The organism is Plantactinospora siamensis, from assembly GCF_042434095.1.
Lineage (GTDB): Bacteria > Actinomycetota > Actinomycetes > Mycobacteriales > Micromonosporaceae > KBS50.
This window is the reverse complement of record NZ_JBHLUE010000008.1, coordinates 267,829-281,784: the sequence shown is the minus strand read 5'-3', so window position 1 is coordinate 281,784 and position 13,956 is coordinate 267,829. Positions and strand designations below refer to the sequence as shown.

Genomic DNA, 13,956 nt, shown 5'->3' with positions numbered 1-13,956 from the left:
CACGCCGTTCTCCGTTATGCCCGATTCCAGTCTCGACAACCGGAACCGTAGGCCGGAGAACGGCGTGCGCTGCTACGACATGCTCAACCCACCCACGACAACGTCACAAGAGCCCAAAAAGCGATAGGAGGGGGCCCTTCCTTTCAGCCGGGTCGGCGGCTGGCAGAGTGGGGCAGCGTGAAGCGCGCATCGACCGGACAGCGGGCCGGCCTGGACAAACAGCCGCACGAGGTCGCCGCGATGTTCGACGGCGTGGCCTCGCGGTACGACCTGACCAACACCGTCATGACGGCGGGCCGGGACCGGGCGTGGCGCCGGGCCACCCGGGCGGCGCTGGCGCTGCGACCCGGCGAGCGGGTGCTGGACGTGGGCGCCGGCACGGGCGTCTCGACCGAGGAACTGGCCCGGTCCGGCGCGTACGCGGTGGGCGCCGACCTGTCGCTCGGGATGCTGGCGGCCGGCAAGCGGACCCGGCCCACCCTGCCGTTGCTGGCCGGGGACGCGCTGCGGCTGCCGTTCCCGGACGGCGCCTTCGACGCGGTGACCATCTCGTTCGCGCTGCGCAACGTGGCGGACACCGAGGCCGCGCTGCGGGAGTTTGCCCGGGTCACCCGGCCCGGCGGCCGGCTGGTGATCTGTGAGTTGAGCCACCCCGTCAACCGGGCCTTCCGGGTGGCGTACCTGTCGTACCTGATGCGTTGGCTGCCGACCGCGGCCCGGGTGGTCTCCAGCAACCCGGACGCCTACGTCTACCTGATCGAGTCGATCCGGGCCTGGCCGGACCAGGCCGGCCTGGCGGCCCGGCTCCGGGCAGCGGGCTGGGGCGACGTGGCCTGGCGCAACCTGACCGGCGGGCTCGCGGCCCTGCACCGCGCGGTCCGCGACTGAGCGCGCTGACCGCTTTCCGGCAATTTTCCGATTTGACCGCGTACGCTGGCCAGCATGACCGAGGCGGACCACGCGGCGGGCGCGGCGGCCGGCCGGAACGGGGCGGCTGGCCGGAGTCCCGCGGCGGCCAGCCCGAACGATGCGGCCGACCTGGCGGATCAGCTGCGTGAGCTGGCCGGGTCCGACCCCGCCGCCGTCCGGCAGGTGGTGGCCGAGGTGCTCGCCGCCCTCGACCGGGCCAGTGGTGGCGCGCTCCGGGACCAGTTGCCCGGCGCGCTGGACCGGGCGGGCGGCGCCGAGGAGCCCCGCTGAGTCGCGGGACGGTTGGAACCGCTGGTCACTGGTAAGGCACCCCTGAGGTGATGGCGGTGTAACCCCGGTCATAGACTCTTCCCGAATGCGCTTGTGAAGCATTTCACGAGCAGGGAAGGGGGCGCGGATGACCGCCGTCGAGAATGACGCCGACGTGATCATCGTTGGCGCCGGTCCGGGCGGCTCGACCACCGCCTACCACCTGGCCCAGCACGGGCTGCGGGTGCTGCTGCTGGAGAAGACCGAGTTTCCGCGCGAGAAGGTCTGTGGCGACGGCCTGACCCCGCGGGCCGTGAAGCAGCTGATCAAGATGGGGCTCGTCGGCGGGAGCGGGGCGACCGGCGACCAGGGGGAGACGGCCACCTCGTCCGATGGGTGGGTGCGCAACCGCGGCCTGCGAGTCATCGGCGGCGGGGTACGCCTCGAACTCGACTGGCCCGAGCTGGCCAGCTTCCCCAACTACGGCCTGGTCCGGACCCGGCTGGACTTCGACGATCTGCTGGCCCGGCAGGCCGTCAAGGCCGGCGCCGAACTGCGGACCGGGATCAACGTGCTGGCCCCGGTGCTGGACGACACGGGCCGGACCGTCGGGGTGTCGGCCGAGCAGGGTCCCGACAAGGCGCCGGTCAGCTTCCGCGCGCCGCTCGTGGTGGCCGCCGACGGCGTCTCCGGCCGGTTCCCGCTCGCGCTGGGCCTGGCCAAGCGCGAGGACCGGCCGATCGGGGTGGCCGTCCGCCGCTACTACCGGTCGCCCGCCCGGCACCGGGACGACTACCTGGAGTCCTGGTTGGAGCTGCGCAGCCGGGACAGCGGCGACAAGCTGCTCCCCGGGTACGGCTGGATCTTCGGGATGGGCGACGGCCGGGTGAACGTGGGCCTCGGCGTGCTCAACTCGTCGTCCGCGTTCGGGCGCACCAACTACCGGCGGCTGCTGACCGACTGGTTGGCCAACACGCCGCCCGAGTGGGGCATGACGGACGAGGCGAACGCGGACGGCCCGATCCTGGGCGCAGCCCTGCCGATGGGCTTCAACCGGGTGCCGCACTACACCCGCGGCGTGCTGCTGGTCGGCGACTCGGGTGGGATGGTGAACCCGTTCAACGGCGAGGGCATCGCGTACGCCATGGAGTCCGGCGAGCTGGCCGCCGAGGTCATCGTGCAGGCCTTGGCCCGGCCGGCCGGGGTGGAGCGGGAGCGCGCGCTGCACGCCTACCCGACCGAGCTGAAGAACCGGTACGGCGGCTACTACCGGATCGGCGGCATCTTCGTGAAGCTGATCGGCCGTCCGGAAATCATGCGCATCGCGACCCGGCACGGCATGCCGCACCCGACGCTGATGCGCTTCGTGCTGAAGCTGATGGCCAATCTGACCGATCCGCGCGACGGGGACGCCATGGATCGGATCATCAACGCGCTGACCAAGGTGGCGCCCGCCGTGTGACGTCGGGTGCCGCGGGACGGCCGCCCCCGGGTGTGAGCCTTCCCATGAACTGTGCCTAGTGTGACATTCACCAACCGCCGAGGGCAGGGAAGGACGAGCAGGAGAAAGATGTCGCTCTCGCCTTACGTACCGATCATCGGGCTGTTCGCCGTGGCTGCGGCCTTCGCGCTGTTCTCGGTGGCCGCCGCCCGGCTCGCCGGCCCCCGGCGCTACAACCGGGCCAAGCTCGACGCCTACGAATGCGGCATCGAGCCGAGCCCGGAGCCGGTCGGCGGCGGCCGGTTCCCGATCAAGTTCTACCTGACGGCGATGCTGTTCATCGTCTTCGACATCGAGATCATCTTCCTCTACCCGTGGGCCGTCTCCTTCGACCTGCTGGGCGGCTTCGGCTTCGTGGAGATGGTCCTGTTCATCGTCACGGTCTTCATCGCGTACGCCTATGTCTGGCGCCGCGGTGGCCTGGACTGGGACTGAGGAGGGCTGCAGACAATGGGCATCGAGGAGAAGCTCCCGGCCGGCGTCCTGCTGACCACCGTGGAGAAGCTGGTCAACTGGTCCCGCAAGTCGTCCGTGTGGGGGGCCACCTTCGGGCTGGCCTGCTGCGCCATCGAGATGATGGCCGCCGGCGGTCCGCACTACGACATGGGGCGCTGGGGCATGGAGGTCTTCCGCGCCTCGCCCCGGCAGGCCGACCTGATGATCGTGGCCGGCCGGGTGAGCCAGAAGATGGCGCCGGTGCTGCGGCAGATCTACGACCAGATGGCCGAGCCCCGCTGGGTGCTGTCGATGGGTGTCTGCGCCAGCAGCGGCGGCATGTTCAACAACTACGCGATCGTCCAGGGCGTCGACCACATCGTGCCGGTGGACATGTATCTCCCGGGCTGCCCGCCGCGGCCGGAGATGCTGATCGACGCGATCCTCAAGCTGCGCGAGAAGATCATGTACGAGCCGCTCGGCGCGGGCGGCCGGAAGATGCTTGCGGCCCGCACCGAGCGCGGCGACGTGCCGGTCGTCCCGTACGGCTCGATGCCGTCGTCCTATCGCAGCGACAAGGCCCGGCGGGCCGAGTGGACCCAGGCGGTTCGCGAGGGCCGCGAGGAGCAGTTGCGGATCGAGAACTGGATGAAGGCGCAGAACCACCTGCACCACGAAGGGGCTGCCAAATGACCGCGCCCAGCGAGCGGCCCGGCGCCGGAGTTCCGGTCCAGGCGCCGCCGGTCGGCACGAACACCGGCGCCCCGGCGGAGTACCCGCCGGCCAGCAAGGCCCAACGTGGACTGTTCGGCGTGCACGGCTCGGGGGACACCTCCGGGTTCGGCGGCCTGACCCGCCCCCGGGTCGAGGTGGCCGGCAGCCCGCGGCCGTACGGTGAGTACTTCGACGAGGTGACCGACGCGCTGGCCGAGGCGTACCCGGCCTTCTCCGACGCGATCGAGAAGGTCGTGGTCGACCGCGGCGAGCTGACCCTGCACATCAAGCCGGAGCGGATCGCCGAGGTGGCTCAGGCCATGCGGGACGACGGGGCGCTGCGCTTCGAGCTGTGCTCCTCGGTGTCCGGAGTGGACTACCTGGGCGCGGACGAGCGCCGGCTGCACGTCATCTACCAGCTCACCTCGATGACCTACCGGCGGCGGGTCCGGCTGGAGGCCGCCGTGCCGGCCGAGAACCCGCACCTGCCCAGCGTCACGGCGGTCTACCCGACCGCCGACTGGCAGGAGCGGGAGACGTACGACATGTTCGGCGTCGTCTTCGACGGCCACCCGGCCCTGACCCGGATCCTCATGCCGGACGACTGGGAGGGGCACCCGCAGCGCAAGGACTACCCGCTGGGTGGCGTCCCCGTGGAGTACAAGGGCGCCGAGATTCCACCACCGGACTCCCGGAGGAGTTACCAGTGACCACCTCTCCTGGCTACGCGACCGAGCGGGAAACCGCCGAGGGCAAGGTCTTCACGGTCACCGGCGGCGACTGGGACACGGTCGTCGAGGGTACGGATCCGATCGCCGACGAGCGGATCATCGTGAACATGGGTCCGCAGCACCCGTCCACGCACGGGGTGCTCCGGCTCATCCTCGAACTGGAGGGTGAGACGGTCCGCGAGGCCCGGTCGGTGATCGGCTATCTGCACACCGGCATCGAGAAGAACCTCGAATACCGCAACTGGGTGCAGGGCAGCACCTTCGTCACCCGGATGGACTACCTGGCGCCGATCTTCAACGAGACGGCGTACAGCCTGGCCGTGGAGAAGCTGCTCGGCATCACCGACGAGGTCACCGAGCGGGCCAACACGATCCGGGTGCTCATGATGGAGCTCAACCGGCTCTCCTCGCACCTCGTCTGGCTGGCCACCACCGGCATGGAGCTGGGCGCGATCTCGATCATGCTGTACGGCTTCCGGGAACGGGAGCACATCCTCGACATCTTCGAGACCATCACCGGGCTGCGGATGAACCACGCGTACGTCCGGCCAGGCGGCGTGGCGCAGGACGTGCCGGACGAGGCCATCGCCAAGATCCGCGACTTCCTGGTGATGATGCCGAAGAAGCTCCAGGAGTACGAGGACCTGCTCTCCGGCCAGCCGATCTGGGTCGAGCGCACCAAGGGCGTGGCCGTGCTGGACGTCACCGGCTGCCTGGCGCTGGGCATCACCGGACCGGTGCTGCGCTCGGCCGGCCTGGGCTGGGACCTGCGCAAGACCATGCCGTACTGCGGCTACGAGAACTACGAGTTCGACGTGCCGACGCACCCCGACGGCGACGTCTGGGGCCGCTACCAGGTGCGGCTCGCCGAGATGCGCGAGTCGCTGAAGATCGTCGAGCAGGCGCTGGACCGGCTCAAGCCCGGCCCGGTGATGGTGGCCGACCGCAAGATCGCCTGGCCGGCGCAGCTGGCCATCGGGCTGGACGGCATGGGCAACTCGCTCGAGCACGTCGCGAAGATCATGGGTCAGTCGATGGAGTCGCTGATCCACCACTTCAAGCTGGTCACCGAGGGCTTCCGGGTGCCGCCCGGCCAGGTGTACGTGGGCATCGAGTCGCCGCGCGGCGAACTCGGCGTGCACGCGGTCTCCGACGGGGGCACCCGGCCCTACCGGGTGCACTACCGGGAGCCCAGCTTCGTCAACCTGCAGGCGATCCCGGCGCTGGCCGAGGGCGGCCTGATCGCCGACGTGATCGCCGGGGGCGCCTCGCTGGACCCGGTGATGGGTGGGTGCGACCGGTGAGCGCGAACACGGGAAACGGATTGTGGAGCAGCCGATGACTGACATCCGTCAGGACGAACCGGTGACCGCCGCGGTGCTGCGGGACCGGCTGGGCGAGCGGGCCCGGGAGATCGTGGCCCGTTATCCGGCCGACCGGTCGCGGTCGGCGCTGCTGCCGCTGCTGCACCTGGTGCAGGCCGAGGAGGGCTACGTCTCGCCGTCCGGTGTCCAGTTCTGCGCCGAGGTGCTCGGCCTGAACAAGGCCCAGGTGGGCGCGGTGGCCACGTTCTACACCATGTACAAGCGCCGGCCCACCGGCGACTGGCTGGTCAGCGTGTGCACCAACACCATGTGCAACGTGCTGGGCGGCCAGGAGGTGTACGACTCCCTCAGCGAGCTGCTGGGCGTCGGGCACGACGAGACCACGCCCGACGGGACCATCACGCTGGAGCACGCCGAGTGCCTGGCGGCCTGCGACTACGGCCCGGTGATGACCGTCAACTACGAGTTCTTCGACCGGGTCGACCGGGACAGTGCCGCGTCGGTCGTCGAGGAGCTGCGCTCGGGCGGCCGGCCCACGCCGACCCGCGGGGCCCGGCTCTGCACGCTGAAGGAGATGGCCGTCCAGCTGGCCGGGTTCGCCGACCCGCGGGACGGCGCGGTGGCCGACGGCCGGGTCGGGGACGCCAGCCTGCGCGGGCTGCGGCTGGCCCAGGAGCACGGGGTCTCGGTGCCGGGCTTCGACCCGGACACCCCGATCCGGAGCAAGGCCGACGCCGACAAGGCCGCCGAGCGAGCCAAGGCCGAGCAGGCCAAGGCCGACAAGGCCAAGGCGGAGCAGGCCGAGAAGGCCGCGCCGGCGGGTCCGCCGCCGGTGCCGGCCGACGCGAAGGCGGCCGAGGCGGCCGGCGCGGCCGGCAACCAGCCGGCCGGCGACGCGAAGCCGGCCGGCGAGGGCACCGGCGCCCAGGAACGGAACCTCGCCGAGGCCGGCGGCTCGACCGCGGCCGGGGCGGGCGCCGGCGGAACCCCGGCCGGCAGCGCGGGCTCGACGCCCGACGGCGGCGAGAAGGAGGCCGACAAGTGACCACCCCGCGACGGGAGACGCTGGCCAAGCTGACCCCGGTGCTCACCAAGCGCTGGCTGTCGCCGGACGCCTGGACCATCGACACCTACCGGCAGCTCGACGGGTACGCCGCGCTGCGCAAGGCGCTGGACGCCCACCCGGACGACCTGATCCAGCTCATCAAGGACTCGGGCCTGCGCGGTCGGGGCGGCGCCGGCTTCCCCACCGGGCTCAAGTGGGGCTTCATCCCGCAGGGCGACGGAAAGCCGCACTACCTGGTGGTGAACGCCGACGAGGGCGAGCCGGGCACCTGCAAGGACCTGCCGCTGATGACGCACGATCCGCACTCGCTGATCGAGGGCGTCATCATCGCCTCGTACGCGATCCGGGCCAGCCGGGCGTACATCTACGTCCGGGGCGAGGCGGTGAATGCCGCGCGGCGGCTGCGGAACGCGGTGGACGAGGCGTACGCGGCCGGTTTCCTCGGCCGGGACATCCTCAAGTCGGGCTTCGACCTGGACGTGGTGGTGCACGGCGGCGCCGGCGCCTACATCTGCGGCGAGGAGACGGCGCTGCTGGACTCGCTGGAGGGCTTCCGCGGCCAGCCGCGGCTGCGCCCGCCGTTCCCGGCCACCCACGGCCTGTACGCCTGCCCCACCGTGGTGAACAACGTCGGCACCATCGCCAGCGTGCCGTACATCGTGCTGGGCGGCGCGGACTGGTGGAAGAGCATGGGCACGGAGAAGTCCTCCGGCCCGATGATCTACTCGCTCTCCGGCCGGGTGGTCGACCCCGGCCAGTACGAGTGCGGGCTGGGCATCACGCTGCGCGAGCTGATCGAGCTGGCCGGCGGGATGCAGCCCGGGCACAACCTGAAGTTCTGGACCCCGGGCGGCTCGTCCACCCCGCTGCTCACGGCCGAGCACCTGGACGTGCCGCTGGACTTCGAGGGGGTGGCCGCCGCCGGGTCGATCCTCGGCACCACGGCCACGCAGATCTTCTCCGACCAGGACTGCCCGGTGTACGCGACGTACCGGTGGCTGGAGTTCTACCACCACGAGTCGTGCGGCAAGTGCACCCCGTGCCGGGAGGGCAACTACTGGATGGTCCGGGTCTACCGGCGCATCCTGTCCGGCCAGGGCACGCAGGAGGACCTGGACACCCTGCTCGACACCTGCGACAACATCCTCGGCCGGTCGTTCTGCGGCCTGGGTGACGGCGCGACCAGCCCGGTGACCTCCTCGCTGAAGTACTTCAAGCAGGACTACCTCGACTACATCGAGGGCCGCACCGCGCCGAAGCTGTCCGAGAAGACCCTGGTGGGAGCGCACTAAATGACCGACGTAGTCAAGGCCGCCGACACCGTCAAGCTCACCATCGACGGGGTCGAGGTCACCGCGCCCAAGGGGGCGCTGCTGATCCGGGTGGCGGAGGAGCTCGGCATCGCGATCCCGCGATTCTGCGACCACCCGCTGCTGGCCCCGGCCGGCGCCTGCCGGCAGTGCCTGGTCGAGGTGGAGGGGCAGCGCAAGCCGGTCGCCTCCTGCACCCAGACCGTCGCCGACGGCATGGTGGTGAAGACCCAGCTCACCTCGGAGGTCGCCAAGAAGGCGCAGGCCGGGATCATGGAGCTGCTGCTGGTCAACCACCCGCTCGACTGCCCCATGTGCGACAAGGGCGGAGAGTGTCCGCTGCAGAACCAGGCCATGTCGACCGGCCGCACGGACTCCCGCTTCCACGAGCACAAGCGGGAGTACCCGAAGCCGCTGCCGATCTCCACCCAGGTGCTGCTGGACCGGGAGCGGTGCGTGCTGTGCCAGCGCTGCACCCGGTTCTCCGAGGAGATCGCCGGGGACAAGTTCATCGACCTGATGGGCCGGTCCAGCGCCGAAGAGATCAACATCTACCGCGACGAGGCGTACGGCGTGGACGACGCCGACGACGCCGAGGTGGTGCCGTTCAACTCCTACTTCTCCGGCAACACCGTGCAGATCTGCCCGGTCGGCGCGCTCACCGGCGCCCAGTACCGGTTCCGGGCCCGCCCGTTCGACCTGGTCTCCACGCCCAGCGTCTGCGAGCACTGCTCGGCCGGCTGCGCGCAGCGCACCGACTGGCGCCGGGGCAAGGTGCTGCGCCGGTTGGCCGGCGACGACCCGGCGGTGAACGAGGAGTGGAACTGCGACAAGGGCCGCTGGGGCTTCCGGTACGCCACCGCCGACGAGCGGCTGAGCAACCCGCTGGTCCGCGACCAGCGCACCGGCGAGCTGCGCGAGGCGTCCTGGAGTGAGGCGCTCGCGGTGGCGGCCGAGGGGCTGCGGGCCGCCCGGGACGGCGAGCGGGGCGTCGGCGTGCTGACCGGCGGCCGGCTCACGGTCGAGGACGCGTACGCGTACGCGAAGTTCGCCCGGGTCGCCCTGCGGACCAACGACATCGACTTCCGGGCCCGGCCGACCGGGCACGGTGGCGAGGAGGCCGAGTTCCTGGCCGCCGCGGTGGCCGGCCGGAACGAGGTGACGTACGCGGACATCGAGAACGCCCCGTCCGTGGTGCTGGTCGGCCTGGAGCCCGAGGAGGAGTGCCCGATCCTCTTCCTCCGGCTGCGCAAGGCGCACCAGAAGAAGGGCCTCAAGGTCTTCGCCATCGCCCCGTACGCGAGCCGCGGGCTGGAGAAGCTCGGCGGGAAGATCGCCCGGGTGCAGCCCGGCGAGGAGGCGGCGGTGCTGGCCGAGCACCCGACCGTCGCCGAGGCGCTCGGCGCCGAGGGCGCGATCCTGCTGGTGGGCGAGCGGCTGGCCGACGTGCCGGGTGGGCTGTCCGCCGCGGCCGCGGTGGCCGGACGTACCGGGGCCAAGCTGGCCTGGGTGCCGCGGCGCGCGGGTGACCGCGGCGCGGTCGACGCCGGCTGCCTGCCCAACCTGCTGCCCGGCGGCCGGCTGGTGCTGGACCCGCGGGCCCGAGCCGACCTCGGCGCGGCCTGGGACGTCGAGCCCGGGGTCATCCCGAGCCAGCCCGGCCGGGACACCGGCGAGATCATCACCGCGGCCGCCGAGGGGCGGCTCGGTGCGCTGGTGGTGGCCGGGGTGGACCCGGCTGACCTGGCGGATCCGCGGGCGGCCGAGCGGGCGCTGGATGCGGTGCCGTTCCTGGTGAGCCTGGAGCTGCGCTCCGGGCCGGTGACCCGGCGGGCCGACGTGGTGCTGCCGGTGGCCCCGGTGGTGGAGAAGGCCGGCAGCTTCCTGGACTGGGAGGGGCGGCTGCGTCCCTTCGAGGCGGTGTTGAACACGACCGCCATGACCGACGCCCGCGTGCTGGACGCGCTGGCCGCCCAGCTGGACGTCCGGCTCGGCACCGGAAACGTCAACGAGGTGCGCCGGGAGCTGGGTGGGTTGCCGGTCAGCCAGGCCGACCGGCCGGCGGCGCCGACCGCGGCGCCGCGCGAGCTGACCCGCCCCGACGCCGGGGAGGCCGTGCTGGCCACCTGGCACCAGCTGATCGACGCGGGCACCCTCACCGAGGGCGACCCCTACCTCGGCGGCACCGCACGGCTGCCCGTCGTCCGGCTGGCCAAGGCCACCGCCGAGGCGATCGGGGTGGCCGAGGGCGAGGCGGTCACCGTGGGCACCGACCGGGGCGCCATCACGCTGCCGGCCGCGCTCACCGACATGCCCGACGGCGTGGTGTGGCTGCCGACCAACTCGCCCGGCGCCTCCGTACGGCGGGCCCTGGGTGTGACGTCCGGGGCCGTGGTCCGGATCGCTGCCGGCTCCGCCGGTGGTGCCGACTCTGCCGGCTCCGCCGGTGGTGCAGACTCTGCCGGCGGTACGGACACGGCCGCCGGTGACCACGGCGCGGTCGCGGCCGACGCGGCCCACCGGCCGGGTCCGCTGCTCAACACCGGGAGTGCGTCATGATGTTGAACCTCGCGCAGGACCCGACGCTGCAGAGCTTCGGGCACGACACCTGGTGGCTCGTGCTCGCCAAGGTGGTGCTGGCGTTCGTCTTCGCCGTGCTGGCCACGCTGCTCGGCGTCTGGTTCGAGCGCCGGGTCGTCGGCCTGATGCAGGTGCGACCGGGCCCCAACCAGGTGGGCCCGTTCGGTCTGCTGCAGACCCTGGCCGACGGCATCAAGATGGCCTTCAAGGAGGACATCCTCCCGACCAAGGCCGACAAGGTCGTCTACTTCTTCGCGCCGACCATCTCGGTCATCTGCTCGGTGACCGCGCTGTCGGTGGTGCCGTTCGGTCCGGTGGTGAGCGTGTTCGGCCACCACACGCCGTTGCAGGTCACCGACGTGCAGGTGGCCGTGCTCGTGCTGCTGGCCTGCTCGTCGATGGGCGTGTACGGCATCGTGCTCGGCGGTTGGGCCTCCGGCTCCACCTACCCGCTGCTCGGCGGCCTGCGGTCCAGCGCCCAGATGATCTCGTACGAGGTTGCCATGGGCCTGTCCATCGTGGCCGTCTTCATGACCGCGGGCACCATGTCGACCAGCGGGATCGTGGCGGCGCAGGGCGCCGGCACCCGGTTCAGCCTGTTCGGCCAGAGCCTGCCGGGCCCGGGCTGGTACGCGGTGCTGCTGCTGCCCAGCTTCATCATCTTCTTCATCGCCACGGTGGGGGAGACGAACCGGGCGCCGTTCGACCTGCCCGAGGCGGAGTCGGAACTGGTGGCCGGCTTCATGACGGAATACAGCTCGCTGAAGTTCGCGCTGTTCATGCTCTCCGAGTACGTCTCGATGGTGACCATGTCGGCCGTCACCGTGACGCTGTTCCTCGGCGGCTGGCGGGCGCCCTGGCCGATCACCATCTGGTCGGGCGCGAACTCGGGCTGGTGGCCGCTGCTGTGGTTCCTCGGCAAGGTCGTGCTGCTGGTCTTCGTCTTCGTGTGGCTGCGGGGGACGCTGCCCCGGATGCGGTATGACCAGTTCATGCGGCTCGGCTGGAAGGTGCTGCTGCCGATCAACCTGGTCTGGATCCTGGCCCTGGCCGGCTTCCGGGTGACCAGCGGCTGGGAGCGGACCGACCGGCTCATGGCGCTGGGGATCCCGGTCGTGGTGGCGCTGCTGGCCATCTTCTTCTGGCCCAGCCGCAAGCCGGCGCCGGCGCCGTCGCTCCAGGAACAGGTGCACGCCCGCCCCGAGGGGAGCTTCCCGCTCCCACCGATGGATCTGCAGGTGCCGCCGAGCCCGCGTACCCGGCGGGCCGTGGCCGAGCGGCAGCCCGCCAACGTCGGCGCGGACGCCGGCACCGTCGGCACCGACGAAAGGGAGGTGTGACATGGGTGCGATCACGGGCACGTTCAAGGGCTTCGGCGTCACGTTCTCACACATGTTCCGCAAGATCGTGACGACCGACTACCCGTTCAAGCCGCCGGTGTCCGCCCCCCGGTACCACGGGCGGCACATCCTCAACCGGCACCCCGACGGGCTGGAGAAGTGCATCGGCTGCGAGCTGTGCGCCTGGGCCTGCCCGGCCGACGCCATCTACGTCGAGGGCGGCGACAACACCGACGAGCAGCGCTTCTCGCCGGGTGAGCGGTACGCCAGCACCTACCAGATCAACTACGCCCGGTGCATTTTCTGCGGCCTCTGCATCGAGGCCTGCCCCACCCGCTCGCTCACCATGAGCAACGAGTACGAGCTGGCCCGGGACAACCGGCGGGACCTCATCTTCACCAAGGAGCAGCTGCTCGCGCCGTTGCTGCCGGGGATGGAGCAGCCACCGCACCCGATGCGGCTCGGCGACAGCGAGAAGGACTACTACGTGGGCGCGCTCGACAACCCGGGCACCTCGGCCGGGGCCGAGCACTCGGCGATGGGCCCGGGCCGGTTCCCGCTGGACGACTCTCCGGGGGTTGAGTTCCCGGGAGCCGACCAGGCGGCGCAGCGGTCGGCGGAGGCCAAGCGAGGCGCCGAGGAGCGGGTCGGCGCCCCCGGCGGTTCCGGCAGCAACGAGGGAGGGCCGGCATGACCACCCAGGCGGTGCTCGCCGCGGCGGGCGGAGTCTCCGGGGGCGAGCAGGTCACGTTCTGGATCCTGGCGCCGCTCGCGCTGGTCGGCGCGCTCGGCATGGTGGCCGCGCGCAACGCCGTGCACTCGGCGCTGTGGCTGGTGCTCACGATGCTCTGCCTGGGCGTGTTCTATGTGCTCCAGGCCGGTCCGTTCATCGGCATGGTGCAGATCATCGTCTACACCGGCGCCATCATGATGCTGTTCCTGTTCGTGCTCATGCTGGTGGGCCGGGACGCCTCCGACTCGCTCATCGAGACGCTGCGCGGGCAGCGGGTGGCGGCCATCGCGCTCGGCATCGGCTTCGCGGCGCTGGTGGCCACCGGCCTCTACCGGGCCCTCGGCCAGGTGAACGCCGTCGGGCTGACCAAGGCCAACGAGAACGGCAACGTCCAGGGCATCGCCCGGCTGCTGTTCACCAAGTACGTCTTCGCGTTCGAGGTGACGTCGGCGCTGCTGATCACCGCGGCCGTCGGCGCCATGGTGCTGGCCCACGTCGAGCGGCGGCGGCAGGACCGCAAGGACCAGCCGAGCACCATGCGCGCCCGGTTCGCCCCGGGCAGCTACCCGGGACCGAAGCCCGGCCCCGGCGTCTTCGCCACCTCCTCCTCGGTCGCCACCCCGGCCCGGCTGCCGGACGGGGCGCTGAGCGAGCGGAGCATTCCGGAGATCATGCCGACCCGGGAGCTGACGGCGGCCGAGCGGTCGCTGAAGGGAACGGACAAGTGAGCGGCTTCTTTTCGGTGGCGCCGAGCCATTACCTGATCCTGGCGTCCATCCTGTTCACGATCGGGGCGGTGGGCGTACTCGTCCGCCGGAACGCGATCGTGCTGTTCATGTGCGTCGAGCTGATGCTCAACGCGGCCAACCTCGCGCTGGTCACGTTCAGCCGGATCAACGGCGACCTTAACGGCCAGATCATGGCGTTCTTCGTCATGGTGGTGGCCGCCGCCGAGGTCGTGGTCGGGCTCGCGATCATCATGTCGATCTTCCGTAGTCGACGGTCCGCCAGCGTCGACGACGCCAACCTGTTGAAGTACTAG

At 71.3% G+C, this 13,956-nt stretch carries 14 protein-coding genes; all 14 read left to right on the top strand.

All coding sequences use genetic code 11. The annotated features are described in order from the left end of the window. The first annotated feature begins 177 nt into the window (after positions 1-177). Positions 178-888, top strand: coding sequence for a demethylmenaquinone methyltransferase (locus tag ACFFHU_RS12235; RefSeq protein WP_377338246.1), 711 nt, complete (start codon positions 178-180; stop codon positions 886-888). Positions 889-942: 54 nt separating this feature from the next. Further along, positions 943-1,200 (top strand): hypothetical protein, encoded by a 258-nt coding sequence (locus ACFFHU_RS12230; RefSeq protein WP_377338244.1) that lies wholly within the window; start codon positions 943-945, stop codon positions 1,198-1,200. Positions 1,201-1,327: 127 nt separating this feature from the next. Then, entirely contained in the window at positions 1,328-2,641 is a 1,314-nt protein-coding gene (locus tag ACFFHU_RS12225) for a geranylgeranyl reductase family protein (protein ID WP_377338242.1), read from the top strand. 108 nt (positions 2,642-2,749) lie between these two features. Beyond that, positions 2,750-3,115 carry an NADH-quinone oxidoreductase subunit A gene (locus tag ACFFHU_RS12220; protein ID WP_377338240.1) on the top strand — a complete coding sequence of 122 codons (366 nt, stop codon included), beginning with the start codon at positions 2,750-2,752 and terminating at the stop codon, positions 3,113-3,115. 15 nt (positions 3,116-3,130) lie between these two features. Then, positions 3,131-3,808 (top strand): NuoB/complex I 20 kDa subunit family protein, encoded by a 678-nt coding sequence (locus ACFFHU_RS12215; RefSeq protein WP_377338238.1) that lies wholly within the window; start codon positions 3,131-3,133, stop codon positions 3,806-3,808. Then, complete coding sequence (locus ACFFHU_RS12210; RefSeq protein ID WP_377338237.1) at positions 3,805-4,539, top strand: NADH-quinone oxidoreductase subunit C; 735 nt, start codon at positions 3,805-3,807, stop codon at positions 4,537-4,539. Before ACFFHU_RS12215 ends, ACFFHU_RS12210 begins: the two co-directional genes overlap by 4 nt. Next, positions 4,536-5,864, top strand: coding sequence for an NADH-quinone oxidoreductase subunit D (locus tag ACFFHU_RS12205; protein ID WP_377338236.1), 1,329 nt, complete (start codon positions 4,536-4,538; stop codon positions 5,862-5,864). The genes ACFFHU_RS12210 and ACFFHU_RS12205 overlap by 4 nt, the downstream gene beginning before the upstream one ends. Positions 5,865-5,898: 34 nt before the next feature. Next, positions 5,899-6,930: an NADH-quinone oxidoreductase subunit NuoE gene (gene nuoE, locus ACFFHU_RS12200; RefSeq protein ID WP_377338235.1), complete on the top strand. Its 1,032-nt coding sequence runs from the start codon at positions 5,899-5,901 to the stop codon at positions 6,928-6,930. Further along, entirely contained in the window at positions 6,927-8,243 is a 1,317-nt protein-coding gene (gene nuoF / locus ACFFHU_RS12195; RefSeq protein ID WP_377338233.1) for an NADH-quinone oxidoreductase subunit NuoF, read from the top strand. The genes nuoE and nuoF overlap by 4 nt, the downstream gene beginning before the upstream one ends. After that, a complete protein-coding gene (locus ACFFHU_RS12190) occupies positions 8,244-10,820 on the top strand; it encodes an NADH-quinone oxidoreductase subunit G (RefSeq protein ID WP_377338231.1) in 2,577 nt (858 codons plus the stop codon). Beyond that, positions 10,820-12,181 carry an NADH-quinone oxidoreductase subunit NuoH gene (gene nuoH, locus ACFFHU_RS12185; protein WP_377338275.1) on the top strand — a complete coding sequence of 454 codons (1,362 nt, stop codon included), beginning with the start codon at positions 10,820-10,822 and terminating at the stop codon, positions 12,179-12,181. Before ACFFHU_RS12190 ends, nuoH begins: the two co-directional genes overlap by 1 nt. Before the next feature lies 1 nt (position 12,182). Next, on the top strand, positions 12,183-12,875 hold the full coding sequence (nuoI, locus tag ACFFHU_RS12180) for an NADH-quinone oxidoreductase subunit NuoI (protein ID WP_377338229.1): 693 nt from the start codon (positions 12,183-12,185) through the stop codon (positions 12,873-12,875). Then, positions 12,872-13,642 (top strand): NADH-quinone oxidoreductase subunit J, encoded by a 771-nt coding sequence (locus ACFFHU_RS12175; protein ID WP_377338227.1) that lies wholly within the window; start codon positions 12,872-12,874, stop codon positions 13,640-13,642. Before nuoI ends, ACFFHU_RS12175 begins: the two co-directional genes overlap by 4 nt. Further along, positions 13,639-13,956, top strand: a complete 318-nt coding sequence (gene nuoK, locus ACFFHU_RS12170; protein ID WP_446686797.1) for an NADH-quinone oxidoreductase subunit NuoK — start codon at positions 13,639-13,641, stop codon at positions 13,954-13,956. Before ACFFHU_RS12175 ends, nuoK begins: the two co-directional genes overlap by 4 nt.

What these genes read in the sequence shown, in the direction of transcription:
- ACFFHU_RS12220 (WP_377338240.1), top strand. Translation starts at nt 2,750, where the DNA reads ATGTCGCTCTCGCCTTACGTACCGATCATCGGGCTGTTCGCCGTGGCT.
- nuoH (WP_377338275.1), top strand. Translation starts at nt 10,820, where the DNA reads ATGTTGAACCTCGCGCAGGACCCGACGCTGCAGAGCTTCGGGCACGAC.
- ACFFHU_RS12190 (WP_377338231.1), top strand. Translation starts at nt 8,244, where the DNA reads ATGACCGACGTAGTCAAGGCCGCCGACACCGTCAAGCTCACCATCGAC.
- nuoI (WP_377338229.1), top strand. Translation starts at nt 12,183, where the DNA reads ATGGGTGCGATCACGGGCACGTTCAAGGGCTTCGGCGTCACGTTCTCA.
- ACFFHU_RS12225 (WP_377338242.1), top strand. Translation starts at nt 1,328, where the DNA reads ATGACCGCCGTCGAGAATGACGCCGACGTGATCATCGTTGGCGCCGGT.
- ACFFHU_RS12230 (WP_377338244.1), top strand. Translation starts at nt 943, where the DNA reads ATGACCGAGGCGGACCACGCGGCGGGCGCGGCGGCCGGCCGGAACGGG.
- ACFFHU_RS12175 (WP_377338227.1), top strand. Translation starts at nt 12,872, where the DNA reads ATGACCACCCAGGCGGTGCTCGCCGCGGCGGGCGGAGTCTCCGGGGGC.
- ACFFHU_RS12210 (WP_377338237.1), top strand. Translation starts at nt 3,805, where the DNA reads ATGACCGCGCCCAGCGAGCGGCCCGGCGCCGGAGTTCCGGTCCAGGCG.
- ACFFHU_RS12215 (WP_377338238.1), top strand. Translation starts at nt 3,131, where the DNA reads ATGGGCATCGAGGAGAAGCTCCCGGCCGGCGTCCTGCTGACCACCGTG.
- nuoE (WP_377338235.1), top strand. Translation starts at nt 5,899, where the DNA reads ATGACTGACATCCGTCAGGACGAACCGGTGACCGCCGCGGTGCTGCGG.